This window comes from Flavobacterium columnare, from assembly GCF_014844295.1.
In the GTDB taxonomy this organism is placed as follows: Bacteria; Bacteroidota; Bacteroidia; order Flavobacteriales; family Flavobacteriaceae; genus Flavobacterium; species Flavobacterium columnare.
This window is the reverse complement of record NZ_CP054494.1, coordinates 1,479,003-1,499,740: the sequence shown is the minus strand read 5'-3', so window position 1 is coordinate 1,499,740 and position 20,738 is coordinate 1,479,003. Positions and strand designations below refer to the sequence as shown.

Genomic DNA, 20,738 nt, shown 5'->3' with positions numbered 1-20,738 from the left:
TTAATTCTTTAAAATATATATCTAAAATCAGTGTCTAATGATAAAAAATGTATTTTTTTTTAGTTTTTTTTTGTGTTCATCTATGAATCAAGCTCAAAATTTAGAGACGAGTTCGTCTGTAAATACTTTTTGGGATCATGTTCGTTTTGGAGGTGGTATAGGCTTAAGTATAGGGAATAATTTTACGAATATTTCGGTTTCTCCTACTATGTATTATAATTTTGATGATAAAACAAGTATTGGGGTTGGGTTAAATACTAGTTATATTAAAAATTCGACAGATTTTACTTCTTTTGTTTATGGTATAAGTGGTAGTGTATTATATAGTCCAACGGAATATTTGCAGCTATCAGCAGATATAGAGCAGTTGCGAGTAAATTTGGATTATCGTACTCTTTCAGGTCGTCGTTCTGATGATTTTTGGAATACAGCTTTGTTTTTAGGGGGAGGCTATAGGATGAATAATGTTACGGCTGGTGTTCGGTATAATCTTCTTTTTAAGAATTCTAATAATTTATATACATCAGCATGGATGCCTTTTGTTAGGGTGGTGTTTTAGTAAGATGGAAATTAGGTTATGGAAGAGATAATATTTAGTGGTTTATCATGTTTTTTATAAATTAAAATCATTAATACATACGTTGTTTTAAGCATGTATTAATGATTTTTTATTGAAACTGTTATTGCTTTCACTTTGATTAGTGAAAAGGATTTGTAGTTTTAATTAATCTGAAAACTATTGGTTAGGATTAGTTTGGCAGCATCATAAACTTTTAATTGATAGATGCCTGGTATTGGATCTTTTATAGGGATGGCCTTTTCAATTTTGAGGGCTTTATTTTGATAATGAGCAAAAGATATAGCTGTGTAATCCTCTATTTTTTCGCCTGTTGTAGTGGTTTCGTTGTGGGTTATTAGTTCATTATTTGGGTCAAATAGTTGGTAATAAAAGGTTTTGTTTTGAGGGGGTACAAGTTCGTTTTCGCTAATTAAAAAGCTAATTTTAATTAAATTAGTTTTACTAGCTTTATTTGTTTGAGTAATCTCGCCAGATGATTTTATTCTAAAAGCGTTTATTTCTAGATTTGAAAAACCCAATCGAGAGGCTCTATTTAGTTTTTCATCAACTAGTTGCAATTTCTTATTTAAATTTAGGTTGTTTGTGTTTAAATCTTCGTTTGTTTTTTTGATATTTTTAAGTTCGGTATTAGATGCAACTAGTTCGTTTTCGGTACTATCTATTTTTTTCTTATATCGTTCTATTTCGTTCATTAGATAGCCTATCCTTAATTCTAGATTTTTTGATTCAATTTTATATTTACTGATTTCAGATGGATTGTAATTTCCTTTTTCAATTTTTGCTAAAAGTTGATTTACTTTTTGTTTCTCTTCTAATAATTCTTTATTTAGGTGTCCTTCTTTTGATATAGTATTTTCTAGAGCCAATTTTATTTTTTCGAGGTCATTAGTTAGTTCTGCTTTTTCGCTTCGTAATGATACAATGATGCCTTTAGAGTGAGCAGACATTTTATAAATATAAACGAGACTGCTCAACAACAATACTGATAATAAGACAATAATAATTTTAAAACTTTTGTTGTTTATAGAGGTTGTCATGATGTTATTGTTTGATTAAATGAAGGGGCTTGTTTTAGGTTTTTGTCAAGTTTGAAATAAATATAAATTCCTAAAGTACCAATAAGAACCATGAAAATCCAATTGGCACTAAAACTATAATTTTCAATAATGCTAAAACTTAGTTTAGAGCTTAATATTTGAGCAAAGCTAAAACTCATAGAGTAGAGAGCCATATATCTGCCTTCTTGACCAGGTGTTGCTTTGTTAAAAGCAAAAGTATTGGCAAAAGAAAATATTAGGATTTGTCCTAAGGTGATTAGTAAAATGCTTATCATTAATAAAAAAATCCAGTTTGCAAAAATTAAGAAGAAAAATCCTAGTGTCATAAACAGACTTCCTATTTGAAATATTTTTGTGTTTTTGATTTTGATTTTTTCGAGGTATCCAATGATGGGCATTTCAAAAAGAAATATCAACAATCCATTTAGTGATAACAATAATCCTATTTGCATTTCACTGAAGTTGAACTTTGAAGAGTTGTACACGGGTAATGTGGTGAAAAGTTGAAAAAACAGTAGAGCGGTAATGAAAGAACCTAAAAGAAAGATTACGAAATTAGAATCACTAAATATGGAGTTTTTTGTATTTATGTGTTCTTTTAGTTGTTCTACCCTTTTAGCATAAATATCTATTTTTGTTTCATCTATTAAAAACAAAAAGAGTATTACAGCTATTATACAGCTTATCCCATCTATCCAAAATAGAGGGTCGTAATTATTGTTAGCAATAAGTACACCGCCAATGATAGGACCTGTGAACATACCTAAGTTTGTTGCTAGTCTTATAAGGGTGAGTGAACGGGTTCTATTGGAGAAATTACTAAAGCATCCAATAGCAACATAAACAGCAGGTTTGTACATATCGGCTATAGCTGTTAAGATAAACAGTCCAATACTAATTTCTATAAAGTCGTATAAAAACATTAATGAAATAAAACCAAAGCCTACCAATAATAAGCTTGATAGGATAACGGTATAAAAGCCTATTTTATCCGTTAATTTGCCACCTATCCAGTTTCCTAAAAAAGAACCAATGCCTATAGAACTCATAAGCCATCCTACTTCTTGAAGACTAAAAGAAAATCCTTTGTGTAGGTAGTTACCTAGGAAAGGCATGACCATAGCACCTGCTCTATTAATGTAAGTAATGAGCGTGAGAATCCAAATTTCTTTGGTAAAACCTCTGAAATTATCCAAATAGGTAATTTTTTTTTTCATATATGTAGATTTAGGGGGAAATCTTGGGCTAAGTTAGTTTAAAGCTCTTTTTTATTGTCTTTTTTCTTTTTGTTTTAACAAAATATACGGGAAAACCGTAATGATTTGTTTGGCTTTTCTTTACTCAAAGATTATTTGTTATTTTTGTAGTAAACAATCTTCAATAGGTAAAGACTTTTATAATATTTGTTTTGATAAAATAAGCTATTGATTATAATAGTATAGCCTTGATAAAATCTATTTTAAATGAAAAAAATTATTTCTTTTTTCTTTTTGTTTCAAGCCTTTTCATTGTTTGCTCAAAGAGAATTACTACAGTCAGGTCCTATGGTGGGCTATTGTGAAATGACGGAAGCTGTAATTTGGTTGCAAACTACAACTAATGCTAATGTAAAGTTAGAGTATTTTGATGTTTCGAATCCAACGAAAAAAATGTTTTCGGATGTTTATAATACAAAGAAAGAGTCAGGGTATACTTGTCATGTGATTTTAGATAAATTAGAGCAAGGAAAAAAATATACTTACCAAGTATACATTGATAACAAATTGATAAAACTACCTTATCCAACTACTTTTGAATCAAAGAAGTTATGGCAATGGCGCGAAAAGGCACCTGATTTTACAGTTGCTTTTGGTAGTTGTGTTTATATTAATCAACCTGAAGTTGATAGACCAGGAAAACCGTATGGAAGTAATTATACTGTTTTTACGAGTATAGCGGCTAAAAAACCCAATATTATGTTATGGGGAGGGGATAATATTTATTTGAGAGAAGTTGATGAAAGTTTATCAGGTCTTTACCTTCGTTATACACATACTCGAAGTGTTAAAGAAATTCAGCCATTGTTAGCGAGTGCTCAAAATTTTGCTATCTGGGATGATCATGATTTTGGCCCTAATGATGGAGATAGAAGTTTTAACTATAAAATACATACTCAAAAAGCATTTAAGGATTTTTGGGCCAATAAATCCTATGGTTTAGATGTGTCTCAAACACAAGGAACTTATTCTACCTTTAATTGGGGTGATGCACAGTTTTTCTTGTTAGATAATCGCTTTTTTAAGTCGCCTAATGATCGTAAAACAGGAGATAGAACATTGTTAGGAAAAGAACAACTAGAATGGTTGATTGATGCTTTGTCTTCCTCTAAAGCTACTTTTAAGATTGTAGTTGTTGGAGGACAAGTGCTAAATTCAGCTTCAAAGTTTGAAAACTATGCAACGTATCCTCAGGAACGAGAGTATTTGCTTAATGAAATTGCTAAAAATGAAGTTAAGGGAGTGTTATTCTTGTCAGGAGATCGTCATTTTGCTGAATTATCCATGTTAAAACGAGGAAATAATTATTCTTTATACGATTGGACCGTTTCCCCGTTGACCTCTAATCCTTCTAACTCGGGATTAAAAGAAGAAAATAAGAATCGTGTAGAAGGAAGTATGTTTGTGCAACATAACTTTGGATTATTGTCTTTTACGGGCGATAAGGATGATCGACAGGTTAAATTGTCTTTATTTGATCATGAAGGAAAAGAATTATGGAATAAAGTTATTACGAAAAAGGAATTAGGGTATTAGTATAAGTTTTTGTACCATACTTTTTGCCACTCTCTTTTTAGAATGAGATAGCTCACTTGCTCGGCGAGTTCAACTGAGTTGAAACCGTCGAGTTTTTTTATCTCATCCTCGTTTACATCAATAATATATAGCAGGTTTAAATATACATTGAATTTATTATGAATGAGTTGATGGATTTTTTTGTGTACTTGAATTTTTAATTCAATAGGACTAATAGAATGTGGTATATTTAAATCTTCATTAGCTAGTAAAAAATCTTTCAGAAGTTGTTCAATAAGTTTATGATATAGCTCTTTTTTTTGAGCTTCTGAAAGTATTAAATCAGTATTTTGAGGAGCGATAAACTTTTTCAATTTCAAGAGGATTATTAGATAGACATGAGCTTGATATAAAACAATTAAATAAAAATTTATATCAAACTCATGTTATATTAATGTGTTCATTTTTTTGTTTGAAAAGAAACTCTTTGCAAGAATTATACATTTCTATTCATTAAGTTCTCTCCAAAAGCTTTCAGAATAACTTTTTTATCTTCACTGATTTTTATTTTTTCTAGTGTACTAAAAGCTTTAAGAGTATATTCTTTGATGGCTTCTTGTGTGGCTGTACTGGCTCCAGTTGAATTAAAAATATTTTTTACTGTTTCAATTTTAGGACTATTGTCCTTAGGGTGAGAGGAATACAATTGTTGTAGTTGAGTTGTCTCTTTTTCAGAGGCAAACTCTAATGCTTTTATATAAAGATATGTTTTTTTGTTTTCTATGATATCGCCTCCTATTTGTTTTCCAAAGGTTAACGGGTTCCCAAAAGCATCTAAATAATCGTCTTGAAGCTGAAAAGCAATTCCTAAATTTAAACCAAATTCATAAATTAGGTTTGCATTTTCAGTAGAAGTTTCTGCTATTATAGCTCCCATTTTTAATGCAGCGCCTACTAGTACGGCGGTTTTGTATTCAATCATTTTAAGATATTCCGAAACGCTTACAGACTTTCTGGTTTCAAAATCTACATCATACTGTTGTCCTTCACAGACCTCAAGGGCGGTTTTACTGAATAATTGTGCTAATTCTTTAAAAATAGCAGGTTCATAATTTTCAAAATATTGATAGGCTAAGATAAGCATAGCGTCGCCAGAAAGAATACCTGTGTTAATATTCCATTTTTCATGAACAGTTTCGTTGCCTCTTCTTAAAGGAGCATTATCCATAATATCATCATGTACTAACGAAAAGTTATGAAAAACCTCTATTGCTGTAGCTGCTGAAAGGGCTTTGGTATAAGAAATGTCAAAAATTTCAGCGGCCATTAATGTTAATACAGGACGTATTCTTTTTCCCCCTAAACATAAGATATATTGTATAGGGTCGTATAAGTTTAGGGGTTCTTTTTTTATTGATAAATCTTCGAAATGTTTTGTAATGATATCTTGATAGGTACTAATTGCCTGCATTTTATTTTTTTTGCTAAAATAATTTAAAAGTTGGGAACACCGAGTTTTATTAAATGTTAAAAAAAATAAAAAAAATGGAAACTTTTTAAGTTTTTAAAGTTTCCTGTATATATTTGCTTAACTTTTAAAAACACATTTTAATACTAATGTATAATGGTGATTTTTAGTTTATTTGAAAATAAATGTAGATGAAAAAAACGGTTTTAATTACAGGGGCTTCCAGTGGTATAGGATTAGAATTAGCTAAAATTCATGCAGAACAAGGAGATGATTTGGTGCTTGTGGCTAGAAATGGACAGCGATTAGATGATTTAAAAATAGAATTGAAGACTAAAAATAATATTAGAGTTTATACCATTTCTGAAGATTTATCAAAAAGAGGAGCTGCTTTAAATGTTTATAATGAAGTTAAAAAATATGGTTTAACCATAGATTATCTGATTAATAATGCAGGTTTTGGAGACTTTGGCTTATTTGTGAAATCTAATTGGGATAAGACCGATCAGATGATTCAATTGAACATAACGGCTTTAACTCAGTTTACGCATATATTTTTAAAAGATATGGTACAACGTAAGAATGGAAAGATTATGAATGTAGCTTCTACAGCAGCTTTTCAGCCAGGGCCCTTAATGGCGGTATATTATGCAACCAAATCATACGTTTTGCATTTTACTGAAGCCATAGCAAATGAAGTAGAAGGAACAGGCGTAACAATAACAGCTTTATGTCCTGGTGCAACAGAAAGTGGCTTTCAATCAATGGCCGATATGGAGAGTAGTAAACTAGTGAAAAACAAAAAATTACCTACCTCACGAGAGGTTGCTTACTATGGATATCAAGCCATGCTAAGAGGAGATGTCGTAGCAATCCATGGTATCAAAAATACATTACTGGCTAATACAGTTCGATTTGCTCCTAGAAAATGGGTTACAAAAATTACTCGATTTATTCAAGAAACCGCATAATATGAAAGATAAAATTATTGCTAAGGCTACAGATATGTTTTTAAAACTCGGTTTTAAAAGTGTTACTATGGATGATATTGCTGCTGAAATGTGTATCTCTAAAAAGACAATATATAAAGTATTTAGTAATAAAGAATCTTTAATAAGAGAGTCAACTTTTGTCATTCATGAAAAAATACATCTGGTTATAGATGAAATTGTGGCTAAAAATTATAATGCAATAGAGGAAAATTTTGAAATTCGTCGGCTTTTTAAAGAAATGTTTCAATCTTATGATAATTCACCCGCTTATCAACTAAAAAAACATTATCCTGATATCTATAATCAGTTAATGGCGAGTGAAATAGAAGATTGTAATGAAATGTTTGAAAAAAATATTCAAAAAGGGAAAAAGGAAGGCCTTTACAGAAAAGAAGTACACATACCTACGTATATACAATTTTATTATACACTTATATTTAGTATTAATGAAAACACACAACTAGAAAGCGAAACATTAAAATTAGAATTAGAAGCGCTAGAGTATCATACTAGAGCACTTGCAACACCCAAAGGAATAAAGGAATTAGAGAAACAATTACTGAAATATAACAATTAAATGAAAAATTGGCATAGACTTTTATTAACGGTATTTTTTTTAGGGCAAGGTTATGCTCAGGAAAAAATGAACTATTCATTTAGTTTAAACCAAGCTGTAGATTATGCAACAAAAAATAATTATACAGCTATTAATGCAACTAGAGATATTGAAATGGCTCAAAAAAAGAAATGGGAAACAACCACTATCGGATTGCCTCAGATAAGTGCAAATGTGGGGTATCAAAATAATTTCAAGATAGCTACTAGTGTAATCAGTTTTAATGGAGTACCTACCGCATTACGATTTGGTCAGTACAATGCCATGGATGCAAAGCTTACATTAAGCCAATTGATTTTTGATGGTTCTTATTTAGTAGGTTTAGAATCCGCTAAAACATATCTAAAAATTTCTCAAGATGCAAAAGTAAAAACAGCGCAAGAAATCCGAGAAATAACCACTAAAGCCTATGGAGATGTTTTGTTAGCACAAGAAAGTATCATGATCGTAGAACGAAATAAAGTGATACTAGAAAAAACATTAAATGATACAAAACAAATATATAAAAATGGCTTTGTTGAAGAAGAATCAGTAGAACGTTTACAAATTACATTATCCGAAATTAATAGTTCGTTGGATTATGCAAAACGTATGGAAGTAATAGCAACCAATATGCTCAAACTTTTAATGGGAATAGAAATTGATCAAACCATTCAACTAACAGATAAATTAGACGTACTTGCATCACAAAACATAGATTTAGCTATTCTGTCACAAACTTTTGATACGAAGAACTCTGTAGATTATCAGATTAATACTAATCTAGTAGAAGCTAACCGATTATTACTAAAGTTAGAAAAAAGTAAAGCATTGCCTTCCTTGGGAGCTCAAGTAAATTTTGGAGCCAATACGTTTGATAATAGTTTTACTATGTTTAATGCTAATCAAAAATGGTATGATTATTCTACTCTTTCAATTGGTTTAAATATTCCGCTATTTAGCTCATTGGGAAGACAAGCTAAAACGCATCAAGCTAAAATAGCATTTGAACAAGCTAAGACAAGATTAGCTGAAACAGAGCAAAAACTAAAACTTCAATATCAAAAAGCAAAAAGCGATTTTGAATACAGTGTGGCACAATATGGTAATGCAAAAAACACATTGCTTCTGTCAGAAAGAATTGAAAACAAGCAAAGTGTAAAGTTTAAAGAAGGGCTGTCTACTAGTTTTGAATTTACAGAAGCGCAACGTCAGTTATACACATCGCAACAAGCATACTTGCAATCTATGGTAGAAGTTATTACCAAAAGAGCAGCTTTAGAAAAACTATTATTTAAGAACTAAAATTATATACGATCACAGATGAAAAAAATAGTTATCCTAACCATTCACACATTATTGCTAGTTTCTTGTGGAAGTAAAGAAAATTCGACCACAATAGATGCCTTAATAGAAAGCAAAAACCTAACAGAAATAAAAAATAAAAGAGCAAGCCTTCAAGCTGATTTAGCAAAATTAGATGAAGTTCTTGGGACTTTAGAAAAGAAAACAGATGAAGCATTAGTACAGACTATTACAGTAAAAGATACAGTGTTTAATCATTATGTTGAAATTCAAGGAAATGTAGATACACAACAAAATGTATTGATCCAACCTGAGATGCCAGGAACTTTAGTAAATTTAGATGTAAAGGCAGGCCAGTCTGTTGGTAAAGGACAAATTTTAGGAAGGATAGATGATGCTGGTATGAGCCAACAATTAGCAAGTATTCAAACACAATATGAATTAGCTAAAACTACTTATGAGCGTCAAAAGCGTTTATGGGATCAAAAAATTGGTTCTGAAATTCAATATCTACAAGCGCAAACCCAAATGGTAAGTTTATCTAAATCTATCAATCAAATAAAAGCACAAATTGCAAAAACTGTTATTCGTGCTCCTTTTAGTGGTGTAATAGATGAGGTATTTGTAGAAAGAGGGCAAGTAGTATCGGCGACTCCACAAGGTTTAATGCGTATCGTAAATTTAAGCCAAATGTATGTTAGAACAGAGGTGCCAGAAATGTATTTGCCAAGAGTAAAAAGAGGAACTGCTGTAGTTGTAAACATAGCTTCAATAAATAAAAACAGCATAGGAAAAGTGCGTCAAGTAGCTAAAACTATAAATCCTGCCAATAGAAGTTTTACAGTAAAAATAGATGTATCCAATCCAGATGAACTATTAAGACCTAATCAAGTAGCGAAATTAAAAATCATGGATTACTCAAATCCATCTGTTATATCAATTCCAACAAACATAATTCAAAAAGATGGAAAAGGAAACAACTATGTTTATAAAGTTATTACAGGACAGAAAGGGGATAAAGTGGCTGAAAAGGTAATTGTTAAAATAGGTCAAACAGCCAATAATTATACAGAAATTCTTTCAGGTTTAAATCAGAAAGATATAATCGTTTCAGAAGGAGCAAATATGATCTCAGAAGGAATGAAATTAACTTTTTAATTTTTAAAATGGATTATAATAAAATTTAATATTAACTAATTTTCCTATTGACCCCTAATAGGAATTCCCCTTTCTGGGGGTAGGGGGCTGATATGTCACATAAGCAAAAAGAATTTAGTATATCTAGCTGGGCTGTCGATAACCGAGTAACTGTTTATATATTTACCTTAATAATTGTAATGACAGGTATATATGCCTATATAACGATGCCTCGTGAAGATTTCCCAGAAGTAATAGAAAATAAAATTTATATATCTTCTATATTCCCAGGGAATTCTGCAAAAGATGTTGAAAAATTGGTAATAAAACCCTTAGAAGATGAAATAAAAAATATTAGTGGTGTTAACAAAGTAACTTCTGATTCCTATCAAGATTACGGTATTATTGTAGTTGAATTTGATGATAATATTACAACTGATCAAGGAAAAGCCTTAATCAAAGATAAAGTAGATGTCTCTAAAACCAACGTAAGTTGGCCCGTATTAGATAACGGTGGAAAGGTAGAGCCTAGCGTATTTAGTTTAAATATATCAGAAGAAATTCCCATCTTAAATGTTAATCTTCGAGGAGATTATACAACCCAACAATTAAAAAAATATGGAAAGTATCTAGAAGAAGAAATCAAACGAATTCCAGAAATAAAAAAAGTAGATATACTAGGTGTTGATACTAAAGAAGTAGAAATTGCCATAGATGTTTATAAAATGAATGCAGCTCAAGTAAGCTTTGATGATATTGCAAATGCTGTTCGATACGAAAATATGTCTCTTTCAGGAGGAAATTTAGTTTCACAAGGAATCCGTAACAATATTAGAATTACAGGAGAAATAACAAACCCTTCCGAGTTAGAAAACATTATCGTAAAAACATTAGGAGGATCGGTTTATCTAAAAGATATAGCTACTATTACCTTTAAAGAAAAAGAAAAAACCACTTTTGCCCGAGAAAGAAGAGAAGAAGTTGTAATGCTTAATGTAAAAAAACGTTCTGGACAAAATATGATTTCTGCTATAGAAAAGGTAAAAGAAGTCATTAATAAAGCAAAAGAAACCGTTTTACCTAAAGATCTAGAAATTAGTTTAACAAATGACCAGTCCTCTAAAGTAGAACATAAAGTAGAAGAATTATCCAATCATATTATTTTCGGGATAATACTGGTTATGGTTGTTTTAATGTTTACAATGGGTTTACGTAACTCATTATTTGTAGGAGCCGCCATTCCTTTGTCAATATTTATAGCTTTTACTATTCTTCAAGGAGTAGGAGTTACCATGAATACGATGGTTTTATTCGGTCTAGTAATGGGATTAGGGATGTTAGTTGACGATGGTATTGTTGTTGTTGATAACGTATTTGCTAATATGCAAAAAGGAATGCCAAGAGTACAAGCTTCTAAAATTGGAATAGGAGAAATTGCTTGGCCTGTAATTTCATCAACAGCAACTACATTGATGGCGTTTTTACCTTTTGCATTATGGCCTGGAACTATGGGGAAATTTATGATGTATTTTCCATTAACCTTATCAGTAACACTAGGGGCTTCGTTATTTGTAGCTATGGTTACTAATGCCGCTATGACAGGAGGATCTATGGATATTGTAGATAGGAATATCACCTCAAAATCATTAAAAAATAACACTAAATTATTCCTCATTCTAGGGATTGTTTTTATAGCTATAGGATATGTTTTTGATGTTAAAATAGCCAGAGCAATAGGACATATTGCTTTAATAGCAATTGGCTTAATGTGGTTGTATTACAAAAAACTCTATCAATGGACTCAAGATTTTCAGCATCATTTTTTTCCACGTATGGAAGAGAAATACAAAGAAATGTTGGCAAAAATTTTGACAGGAAAAAAAGCATGGAGAGCATTTGGAATCATTGTAATAATGCTATTCTTCTCCTTTTTATTAGTAGGTATTTTTCCAAGAAAAGTTTTATTCTTTCCTAATAATATCCCCAACCAAGTAATAGCTTATATAGAATATCCACAAGGAACATCTATAGATAAGACCAATAGAGCTACAGACTATGTTGAAAAACAAATACTATCTGTCTTAAATAAATATGTAGATCCTACTACGAAAGAAAATTTTCTAGCTAATTCTGTTATAGCCCAAGTTGGAGTAGGAGCCACAAACCCTCAAATAGACTTAGGAGTACAGTCAGAAACGCCACATAAAGGGAAAGTTACAATTAATTTTTCTGAATTTAAGTTCCGAAGAGGTGTAAATACTTCAGATGTAATGGAAGAAATTAGATTGAAAATTAGAACCATTCCTGGCGCATCTGTAACCGTAGAAAAAGATGCAGCAGGACCACCTGCGGGATATCCTATTAGTATTGAGTTAACAGGAACTGATTATGACCTGATGCTGAAAGAAGCAGATAAGATGATTGATTTTCTAAATGCAAAAAACATACCTGGAGTTGAAAAATTAAAAGTAGATATAAACAAAGAAAGTCCTGAATTATCTGTAAAAATTGACAGAGTAAATGCAGGAAGTTTAGGTGCTTCTACAGGAATGACTGGTTTTACACTTCGTCGTGCAGTCTATGGTCAAGAAATTTCAACATATAAAGAAGGAGACGATAAATATGATATCGTAATGCGTTTACAAAATGAACAACGTAAAAATGAAAGTACTCTATTTAATCAACCCTTAACGTATCGAAATCCTAATACTGGACAGATAATGCAAGTGCCCATTGCTGCTATATCTAATGTTGAAAAAACAAAGACGTACAATCAAATAAAACGTAAAAATTATAGACGAATTATGACGGTGTACTCTAATATTTTAACAGGTTATAACGGAAACGAAATAACAAAAATCATAGCTAATGAGTTAAAAAACTATAAGCTACCAAGTGATATTACGTATGGTTTTTCAGGAGTGCAGGAAGAACAAGGTAAGAACCAAAACTTTTTATTCTTTGCCTTATTTTTAGCCTTAGCAGGTATTACAACTATTATTGTTTTACAGTTTAATTCTATTTCTAAGACTTTGGTCATCATGTTTACTGTATTATTAAGTTTTAGCGGTGTTTTTTATGGCTATGTAATCGCTCAAATGGATTTTGTTGTACTCATGACAATGATGGGAATTATTTCATTAGCAGGAATTGTGGTGAAAAACGGAATCGTATTAATGGACTTTTTTGTTTTATTAATGGATAAAAAAGTAGAAGATAACGGATTGGAAAGCCATGATGATCTGACATTAGAACAAATTAAGGAAGTTATTATAGAATCTGGAAAATCTCGTTTACGTCCGGTATTATTAACTGCGTTAACTGCAGTGTTAGGATTAATTCCGTTAGCAATTGGATTAAATTTTGATTTTTTTGGATTGATTACGGATCTTAATCCACATTTATACATGGGAGGAGATAACGTGGTTTTCTGGGGACCTCTTGCTTGGACCATTATTTTTGGATTAACATATGCCACTGTTTTAACATTAGTTATGGTGCCTGTCATGTTTTATTTAGTAAAACGTATTAAATACAATTTGAGAGAGAGAAAATTAAGAAGGGAATTAGAATAATAATCCAAACATAAAATATACAGAACTGTTTAAAAGTTAAAGTGATATTGTAGATATTTTTTATGGAGATAAATTGCATAACGACTTATAAATGTTTTTATTTCTTTAACGAATACAGATATTACAGGACTTTTAGACAGTTTTTTTATAAAAACGATTTCATCTTTCGTCTAAAAGACATATTAGACTCGAACATAGTAAAAAGATAAAGTTAATTTATCATAGAAAAAATAGAGATACTAAAAGTTGGCTATCCATACCAAGTCGGGGTAAATGAGCATTTGCAAACTAGGGTAAGTCTTATCTGGAAAATAGGCGCAGGTTTTCAAAGGCGATAATTTTTAATACACTTTAAACTCTGATTCACCCTCTGGAATGTAGAAGTAACGATTGCAAAATAATGGACGCATACCCCCATCGTGGTTTACTCTAGCCCATAATGCCGTATTACCTCTATACCTATAATCCTCTGTATTTTGCATCAATGCCACCAGTTTTCCATCTGCAAAAAATTCTAGTTTGTAATCCTTAATAGGTTGCATTTGAAAAGTATCACTTTTATAGGCTGTAAGTAAATAATTCCAATACTCTGCAACTTCTTCCTTTGAAGCATATTTACTTACTAATTCGTCTTTCATACTGTCAAAAGAAATTTTTGCAATATTATCATATTCTTTGTTTTGATAGATATTCCATACTTTTTGGTAGGCACTCAACAATTTAGCTTCAAGCTCTTTTTTATCCATTTTTCGTAAATCCTTAGCTTTTTCAAATGCTGGATGAATCTCGTAGGGTACTTGCACCTCTATATCAAAACTACCTTCATAATACGTTTTACCAGCTCCTACAAATTTTTCCTCGCTGTATTTTTCGCTAATTTGTACTTTATTCATTGGGGTTTTATAAAAAGTATGTTTAATCTCTCCTTTACTCTTATTTTTTATGTCATAAGAAACTAATTCTAAATTTAAGTAAGTTTTGTCCTTTAAAGTACTATAATCTTCCTTATCATTTTCTATTTTTAAAATTGGATATAGCTTATATGAAATTTTATGTTTACCTGTTCTTAAGATGAAAGGATTCATATCAAAGGCAGAACTTCCTCTAACATTTTCAAAATCACCATAAGAATTTATACCATCTGTAAAAATTTCAAAATAGCAATAATAATTGGTGTAATCGAATATCAACTTTGGTTCGCTAGGATAATGCTTTATTCCTTTTAAAATATTATCAACCAAATTTTTACTATTTATTTCTTGATTCTGCATAACAATTTCTATATTTTTTTTACAACTTATACTAATTAAAGCTAATATTAAAATTACTTTCTTCATATTAAAATTATTTATTTTTAAACAATTGTATTTCTAACAAATTTAATTCAAATGGTTCAATCAAAGTAAAAGAAGTCGGTTTGCCATCATTAATTTGTTTTTCTATAGTACCAAATTTTTTGTTTTTAGCATTAAAACTGCCTTTATATAAACCTTTTATTCCTGAAAAATATAAAGTTTTTTCAAAAAACAATCCTTTATTATCAGCATAACCATAATTGATTTTTAAGCCTAAAGCACCCTGCATTTCTAAATCTAATTTTCCTTCAACTTTTGTTAGAAAAATATCAAAAAAGAAATCTCTCCTATAATCGAAATCAATTTTCGCATCAAACTTAATCTGCTCTTTTAATAATACCTCATTTTTATCTACGAATCCATTTTTTAAATGGTCAATGATGCTAAATTGTTTGGTAAGAGTGTTTACTATTACGCTATGTTCAAAACCAATTTCGCCAGTTACAACTATTTCGCCGGTTACCTTTAGTCCTGTATTATTGAGATACTGTTTGATTTTTGAGTTATTAGGTGTGTTTTGTTTTAACTGTTCTTGTACTTGTGGGTCGTTAGGGGTTTTGGCTTTGGCTATATCGATCCCTTTATCAAGTAAATCAAGCAAATCAAATTCTTTTTTTATCTCAACGGCTATTATCGGGTCTGCTTTTACATTGACTTCATAAAATAGTGCCATATTTCGGTTGGCTAATTGTTTGTAGTACATCCCTGCATTTATGGCAATACTAGGCGGGATAATTTCTATATCTACATCGCCTTTACGTTCTGCTATTTTTTCAAGGGCTTTTATTTTTCGTAAAACCTTTTGAATCTTCTTTGCTTTTCCTGTTAGGTTTCTACCTCGGGTTAGGTATATAATTATGATTTCTATAACAATAGTAAGTAATACCATTACATAAATAGCATAAGCCGCGGCATACTTGGTATATTTTGTTTGAGTGATTAAGTTTACTTCGGTACCTTTTAATATTAATGCTTTACCTACTTTTTCAATGTCACGGTCGTGTATAACGTGTGCACCATACTGATAATCTTCGGCTTGTTTTTCTATATAATCAAACAATAAATTTTGAGTAAATCCTGTAGGTAAATAACTCATTATTTTACCTACCAACGAGTTTCTAAATTCGTCTAAAACTGCCTTTATTCCCTGCTCTAACTCTAACTTTTTATCGTGAAAAAAGTAATCGCCTTTTCCCTCAAAATTATATTGCAAGTTGGCTATCCAAACTAGATCAGGATACACGAGCATTCTTAAAGTCGGATAGGTCTTGTTTGGAAAATAGGCGCAGGTTTTCAAAGGCGATAATTTTTAATACACTTTAAACTCGGTTTCGCCTTTTGGCAAATACAAATAATGCTTTATACTTGATATTTGATTTTTATATCTTCCTGCTAAGGCTGGTTCGTTTCTAAGTTTAGGCTCTTTTGATTGTGAAATTAAAGTAACTAATCGCCCATCATAGAAAAATTCCATTTTATAATTCTCTATTGGTAACATTGTAAAATCATCACTTAATAAAATATTTTTATAAAGTTTCCAGTATCCAGCAACTTTTTCTTTATCTGCATAAGTAGTTTGAAATTCTAAAATTGTTTTGGCATAAATTAACTTTGCAATATCATCCACATTCTTTTTTGTATAAACTTCTCTAATTTGATTATACTTTTCTAAAACCTTTTGTTCTAAATGCTTTTTATCAAGTTTTGTTAAGTCTTGAGCATTTTCAAAATCTGGAGTTATAGTGTAAGGTACTTCTATTTTTATTTTAAAAGTATCTTCAAAAATATTTTTATTAGTAGCAATAAATTCATTTTTTAAATATGGAATGCTATATTTGAAATGAGTCTTTTCATTTTCAGCAGAATTCAAACTATATGATTCTAAACTTAAATTAAAAATTGTATTTCCCTTAAAACTATAGTCATCCTTTTCATTAACTGGATATAGTTTATATTTAACATTATACTCTCCAGTTTTAAAAATATAAGGATTAATGTCAAATGCCGAGCTCCCACTTTCTTTGTCAAATTTTTTATAAACACTTAAACCATTTACAAAAACTTCAAAATCACAAAAGTGTTTGTCATAAGAAATAATATTTATTTTGTCATTAGGGTAGTGTTTAACACTTTTAATAATTTCTTCAACTAAGTTATTATCATTAATATTTGGATTTTGCATAATATTTTTATCTTGTTTGCAATTAATATTTAAACTAATTAATATTGTTAAAATTATTTTTCTCATTATTGGTAATCGTTATTTATGGTTAAATAATTGAATTCTCATTAAATCGAGTTCAAAAGGTTCTAAAAGTGTAAAAGGTGTTGGGGTGCCATTATTTGTTTGATATTCGTATTTACCATATTTACTATTTTGAGCTTTAAATTGCCCTTTATATGTTCCTTTCAAACCTGAAAAATATAATTTTTGATTTAAAAAAAGACCTTGTTCATTTTCATATCCATATTTAATTTTTAAGCCTATGGCTCCTTTCATATCAACTTCTAAACTACCCTCTATTTTATTTTGAAGATTAAAAACTTTAAATTCGTTTTTATATTTCCCTATAATCTTCGCATCAAACTTAATCTGCTCTTTTAATAATACCTCATTTTTATCTACGAATCCATTTTTTAAATGGTCAATGATGCTAAATTGTTTGGTAAGAGTGTTTACTATTACGCTATGTTCAAAACCAATTTCGCCAGTTACAACTATTTCGCCAGTTACCTTTAGTCCTGTATTATTGAGATACTGTTTGATTTTTGAGTTATTAGGTGCGTTTTGTTTTAACTGTTCTTGTACTTGTGGGTCGTTAGGGGTTTTGGCTTTGGCTATATCGATCCCTTTATCAAGTAAATCAAGCAAATCAAATTCTTTTTTTATCTCAACGGCTATTATCGGGTCTGCTTTTACATTGACTTCATAAAATAGTGCCATATTTCGGTTGGCTAATTGTTTGTAGTACATCCCTGCATTTATGGCAATACTAGGCGGGATAATTTCTATATCTACATCGCCTTTACGTTCTGCTATTTTTTCAAGGGCTTTTATTTTTCGTAAAACCTTTTGAATCTTCTTTGCTTTTCCTGTTAGGTTTCTACCTCGGGTTAGGTATATAATTATGATTTCTATAACAATAGTAAGTAATACCATTACATAAATAGCATAAGCCGCGGCATACTTGGTATATTTTGTTTGAGTGATTAAGTTTACTTCGGTACCTTTTAATATTAATGCTTTACCTGCTTTTTCAATGTCACGGTCGTGTATAACGTGTGCACCATACTGATAATCTTCGGCTTGTTTTTCTATATAATCAAACAATAAATTTTGAGTAAATCCTGTAGGTAAATAACTCATTATTTTACCTACCAACGAGTTTCTAAATTCGTCTAAAACTGCCTTTATTCCCTGCTCTAACTCTAACTTTTTATCGTGAAAAAAGTAATCGCCTTTTTCCTTAAAATTATATTGCAAGTTCGCTATCCAAACTAGGTCAGGATACACGAGCATTTGCAAACTAGGGTAAGTCTTATCTGCAAAATAGGCGCAGGTTTTCAAAGGCGATAATTTTTAATACACTTTAAACTCTGTTTCGCCCTCTGGAATGTAGAAATAACGATTTATAAAGAAAGGTCTTAAACCTTCTTTATTAACTTTAGCCCATAATGCAGTATTCCCTCTGTTTCTATAATCAGGATTTGTACTCATTAAAGCTACTAATTTACCATTTGCAAAAAACTCTAACTTATAATCTTTGAGGGGTTGCATTTCAAAAGTGTCATTTTTTACTAATGAAATAATGTTTTTCCAACTCTTATCTATTTGGTCTATATTTCTATAACTATTAATTGACAAATCATTTAAAGAATTATACATCAATCTTGCAATTCCATCTAAATCTTTATTGTTATATGTATCCCATACTTTTTGATATGATTTAATTAATTTAGTTTTTAATTCATCTGGGTTTATTTTGCTTAAATCTCTACCGTTACTAAAAACTGGTTTATGCTTATATGGCAGTTTTAAATCTATACTGAACTCTTCTTGAAAGTTCTTTTTTCCACTGCAAACAAAATTATCTTCTGAATATTTATCTGAAACTTTAATTTGGCTGGATGGTGTAATATGACTATAATATTTTTTTTCTTCATTAGTTTTTATTGCATCATACGATTCAAGTGCTAATTCCAGATAACTATTATCTGCCAAATACTCTTCTCCTTTTACAGGATATAATTTATATTTAATAATGATTTTTTTTGATTCAAACAAGAAAGGATTTAACTCAACAGCTGATGATACAGAGCTTTTGTTAAAAACCTTATGACAAATAATATCATCAATAAATAACTCATAATTACAATTATTACTTTCACAAGTCATAACATAGATAGGTTGTTCTTTGTAATTTTCTATATTTTTATTAATCTCTTTGACTATATTTTCGGAGTTAATATTTTCATTTTGCATAACAATTTCTTTTTTTTTACAACTTATGTTTAATATTATAGTTAGAATAGTTAAATATAAAATTTTCATAAAATTTAATTTTATTTGTTATTATGATTAAATAGGACAATCTTCATCATATCTATTTCAAAAGGCTCTAAAATAGTAAATGGTATAGGTTTTTTTCCTGTGTCATTTTCATATGTATCACCCAAAATATCACTTTGATAGCTAATTTCACCTTTATATTCCCCTTGAATACCTGAGAAATAAAATGTTGGGATAAAATATAAACCAGAATTATCATTTTTTACGTTACTACCATCATTATAGCCAAACCTTATTTTAAGCGCAACAGAACTTTTTAATTTTACGTCAAGTTTTGCATCGATTTTTTCTTGAAATTTATAAAATTCAAAGTCCCGTCGATATTTTAAATTGATTTTCGCATCAAACTTAATCTGAGGTTTCAATAATACTTCATTCTTATTTACAAAACCATTTTTTAATTGGTCAATAATAGTAAATTCTTTTGTTAGGGTATTTACAATAACATTATGCTCAAAACCTATTTCGCCTGTAACGACAATTTCACCAGTTACCTTTAGTCCTGCATTATTGAGATACTGTTTGATTTTTGAGTTATTAGGTGCGTTTTGTTTTAACTGTTCTTGTACTTGTGGGTCGTTAGGGGTTTTGGCTTTGGCTATATCGATCCCTTTATCAAGTAAATCAAGCAAATCAAATTCTTTTTTTATCTCAACGGCTATTATCGGGGCTGCTTTTATATTGACTTCATAAAATAGTGCTATATTTTGGTTGGCTAATTGTTTGTAATACATTCCAGCATTTATGGCAATACTAGGCGGGATAATTTCTATATCTACATTGCCTTTGCGTTCTGCTATTTTTTCGAGGGCTTTTATTTTTCGTAAAACCTTTTGAATCTTCTTTGCTTTTCCTGTTAGGTTTCTACCTCGGGTTAGGTATATAATTATGATTTCTATAACAATAGTAAATAATACCATTACATAAATAGCATAAGCCGCGGCATACTTGGTATATTTTGTTTGAGTGATTAAGTTTACTTCGGTACCTTTTAATATTAATGCTTTACCTGCTTTTTCAATGTCACGGTCGTGTATAACGTGTGCACCATACTGATAATCTTCGGCTTGTTTTTCTATATAATCAAACAATAAATTTTGAGTAAATCCTGTAGGTAAATAACTCATTATTTTACCTACCAACGAGTTTCTAAATTCGTCTAAAACTGCCTTTATTCCCTGCTCTAACTCTAACTTTTTATCGTGAAAAAAGTAATCGCCTTTTTCCTTAAAATTATATTGCAAGTTCGCTATCCAAACTAGGTCAGGATACACGAGCATTTGCAAACTAGGGTAAGTCTTATCTGCAAAATAGGCGCAGGTTTTCAAAGGC

The 20,738-nt window shown here is 30.3% G+C and carries 17 protein-coding genes; 7 read left to right on the top strand and 10 right to left on the bottom strand.

Translation table 11 applies throughout. The features are described 5' to 3' along the window. Positions 1–37: 37 nt before the first annotated feature. Complete coding sequence (locus HUE53_RS06555; RefSeq protein ID WP_041253247.1) at positions 38–559, top strand: hypothetical protein; 522 nt, start codon at positions 38–40, stop codon at positions 557–559. 161 nt (positions 560–720) lie between these two features. Here the strand turns inward: HUE53_RS06555 and HUE53_RS06550 are convergent, their stop codons facing one another. Beyond that, complete coding sequence (locus tag HUE53_RS06550) at positions 721–1,617, bottom strand: hypothetical protein (protein WP_123906729.1); 897 nt, start codon at positions 1,615–1,617, stop codon at positions 721–723. Next, positions 1,614–2,855 (bottom strand): MDR family MFS transporter, encoded by a 1,242-nt coding sequence (locus tag HUE53_RS06545; RefSeq protein ID WP_192188807.1) that lies wholly within the window; start codon positions 2,853–2,855, stop codon positions 1,614–1,616. Before HUE53_RS06545 ends, HUE53_RS06550 begins: the two co-directional genes overlap by 4 nt. Before the next feature lie 246 nt (positions 2,856–3,101). On the opposite strand from HUE53_RS06545, the gene HUE53_RS06540 reads away from it, so the two are divergent. Next, on the top strand, positions 3,102–4,430 hold the full coding sequence (locus HUE53_RS06540; RefSeq protein WP_014166004.1) for an alkaline phosphatase D family protein: 1,329 nt from the start codon (positions 3,102–3,104) through the stop codon (positions 4,428–4,430). On the opposite strand, the gene HUE53_RS06535 is transcribed toward HUE53_RS06540, so the two are convergent. Together HUE53_RS06535 and HUE53_RS06530 are read right to left on the bottom strand one after the other, a co-directional pair. Then, a complete protein-coding gene (locus HUE53_RS06535) occupies positions 4,427–4,783 on the bottom strand; it encodes a hypothetical protein (protein ID WP_041253478.1) in 357 nt (118 codons plus the stop codon). The genes HUE53_RS06540 and HUE53_RS06535 overlap by 4 nt on opposite strands. A gap of 122 nt (positions 4,784–4,905) precedes the next feature. Continuing rightward, a complete protein-coding gene (locus HUE53_RS06530) occupies positions 4,906–5,880 on the bottom strand; it encodes a polyprenyl synthetase family protein (protein WP_014166006.1) in 975 nt (324 codons plus the stop codon). Positions 5,881–6,068: 188 nt separating this feature from the next. On the opposite strand from HUE53_RS06530, the gene HUE53_RS06525 reads away from it, so the two are divergent. The 5 genes from HUE53_RS06525 to HUE53_RS06505 all read left to right on the top strand — a co-directional run bounded on the left by HUE53_RS06525 (position 6,069) and on the right by HUE53_RS06505 (position 13,481). Beyond that, on the top strand, positions 6,069–6,848 hold the full coding sequence (locus tag HUE53_RS06525; RefSeq protein ID WP_014166007.1) for an SDR family NAD(P)-dependent oxidoreductase: 780 nt from the start codon (positions 6,069–6,071) through the stop codon (positions 6,846–6,848). Between the two features lies 1 nt (position 6,849). After that, on the top strand, positions 6,850–7,446 hold the full coding sequence (locus tag HUE53_RS06520) for a TetR/AcrR family transcriptional regulator (protein ID WP_014166008.1): 597 nt from the start codon (positions 6,850–6,852) through the stop codon (positions 7,444–7,446). Next, positions 7,447–8,769, top strand: a complete 1,323-nt coding sequence (locus HUE53_RS06515) for a TolC family protein (RefSeq protein WP_065212908.1) — start codon at positions 7,447–7,449, stop codon at positions 8,767–8,769. 18 nt (positions 8,770–8,787) lie between these two features. Then, positions 8,788–9,927 carry an efflux RND transporter periplasmic adaptor subunit gene (locus HUE53_RS06510; protein ID WP_014166010.1) on the top strand — a complete coding sequence of 380 codons (1,140 nt, stop codon included), beginning with the start codon at positions 8,788–8,790 and terminating at the stop codon, positions 9,925–9,927. Positions 9,928–10,019: 92 nt separating this feature from the next. After that, positions 10,020–13,481 (top strand): efflux RND transporter permease subunit, encoded by a 3,462-nt coding sequence (locus HUE53_RS06505; protein ID WP_041253248.1) that lies wholly within the window; start codon positions 10,020–10,022, stop codon positions 13,479–13,481. A gap of 341 nt (positions 13,482–13,822) precedes the next feature. Here HUE53_RS06505 and HUE53_RS06500 read toward each other — a convergent pair whose 3' ends face one another. Genes HUE53_RS06500 through HUE53_RS06475 form a run of 6 tightly spaced genes read right to left on the bottom strand, consistent with a single transcriptional unit; the run spans position 13,823 to position 20,734 of the window. Continuing rightward, on the bottom strand, positions 13,823–14,818 hold the full coding sequence (locus HUE53_RS06500; RefSeq protein ID WP_192188806.1) for a hypothetical protein: 996 nt from the start codon (positions 14,816–14,818) through the stop codon (positions 13,823–13,825). Positions 14,819–14,825: 7 nt separating this feature from the next. Then, positions 14,826–16,133: a hypothetical protein gene (locus HUE53_RS06495; protein ID WP_192188805.1), complete on the bottom strand. Its 1,308-nt coding sequence runs from the start codon at positions 16,131–16,133 to the stop codon at positions 14,826–14,828. Positions 16,134–16,145: 12 nt separating this feature from the next. Beyond that, on the bottom strand, positions 16,146–17,084 hold the full coding sequence (locus HUE53_RS06490; protein ID WP_014166014.1) for a hypothetical protein: 939 nt from the start codon (positions 17,082–17,084) through the stop codon (positions 16,146–16,148). Between the two features lie 12 nt (positions 17,085–17,096). Then, positions 17,097–18,404, bottom strand: a complete 1,308-nt coding sequence (locus tag HUE53_RS06485; RefSeq protein ID WP_192188804.1) for a hypothetical protein — start codon at positions 18,402–18,404, stop codon at positions 17,097–17,099. Positions 18,405–18,416: 12 nt separating this feature from the next. Then, positions 18,417–19,388 carry a hypothetical protein gene (locus HUE53_RS06480; protein WP_192188803.1) on the bottom strand — a complete coding sequence of 324 codons (972 nt, stop codon included), beginning with the start codon at positions 19,386–19,388 and terminating at the stop codon, positions 18,417–18,419. Between the two features lie 11 nt (positions 19,389–19,399). Beyond that, complete coding sequence (locus HUE53_RS06475) at positions 19,400–20,734, bottom strand: hypothetical protein (protein WP_014166017.1); 1,335 nt, start codon at positions 20,732–20,734, stop codon at positions 19,400–19,402. Positions 20,735–20,738: the final 4 nt, after the last annotated feature.

Coding starts and splice junctions, on each gene's coding strand:
- HUE53_RS06505 (WP_041253248.1), top strand. CDS start 10,020: ATGTCACATAAGCAAAAAGAATTTAGTATATCTAGCTGGGCTGTCGAT.
- HUE53_RS06490 (WP_014166014.1), bottom strand. CDS start 17,084: ATGAGAAAAATAATTTTAACAATATTAATTAGTTTAAATATTAATTGC.
- HUE53_RS06545 (WP_192188807.1), bottom strand. CDS start 2,855: ATGAAAAAAAAAATTACCTATTTGGATAATTTCAGAGGTTTTACCAAA.
- HUE53_RS06525 (WP_014166007.1), top strand. CDS start 6,069: ATGAAAAAAACGGTTTTAATTACAGGGGCTTCCAGTGGTATAGGATTA.
- HUE53_RS06555 (WP_041253247.1), top strand. CDS start 38: ATGATAAAAAATGTATTTTTTTTTAGTTTTTTTTTGTGTTCATCTATG.
- HUE53_RS06500 (WP_192188806.1), bottom strand. CDS start 14,818: ATGAAGAAAGTAATTTTAATATTAGCTTTAATTAGTATAAGTTGTAAA.
- HUE53_RS06480 (WP_192188803.1), bottom strand. CDS start 19,388: ATGAAAATTTTATATTTAACTATTCTAACTATAATATTAAACATAAGT.
- HUE53_RS06515 (WP_065212908.1), top strand. CDS start 7,447: ATGAAAAATTGGCATAGACTTTTATTAACGGTATTTTTTTTAGGGCAA.
- HUE53_RS06550 (WP_123906729.1), bottom strand. CDS start 1,617: ATGACAACCTCTATAAACAACAAAAGTTTTAAAATTATTATTGTCTTA.
- HUE53_RS06540 (WP_014166004.1), top strand. CDS start 3,102: ATGAAAAAAATTATTTCTTTTTTCTTTTTGTTTCAAGCCTTTTCATTG.
- HUE53_RS06530 (WP_014166006.1), bottom strand. CDS start 5,880: ATGCAGGCAATTAGTACCTATCAAGATATCATTACAAAACATTTCGAA.
- HUE53_RS06520 (WP_014166008.1), top strand. CDS start 6,850: ATGAAAGATAAAATTATTGCTAAGGCTACAGATATGTTTTTAAAACTC.
- HUE53_RS06510 (WP_014166010.1), top strand. CDS start 8,788: ATGAAAAAAATAGTTATCCTAACCATTCACACATTATTGCTAGTTTCT.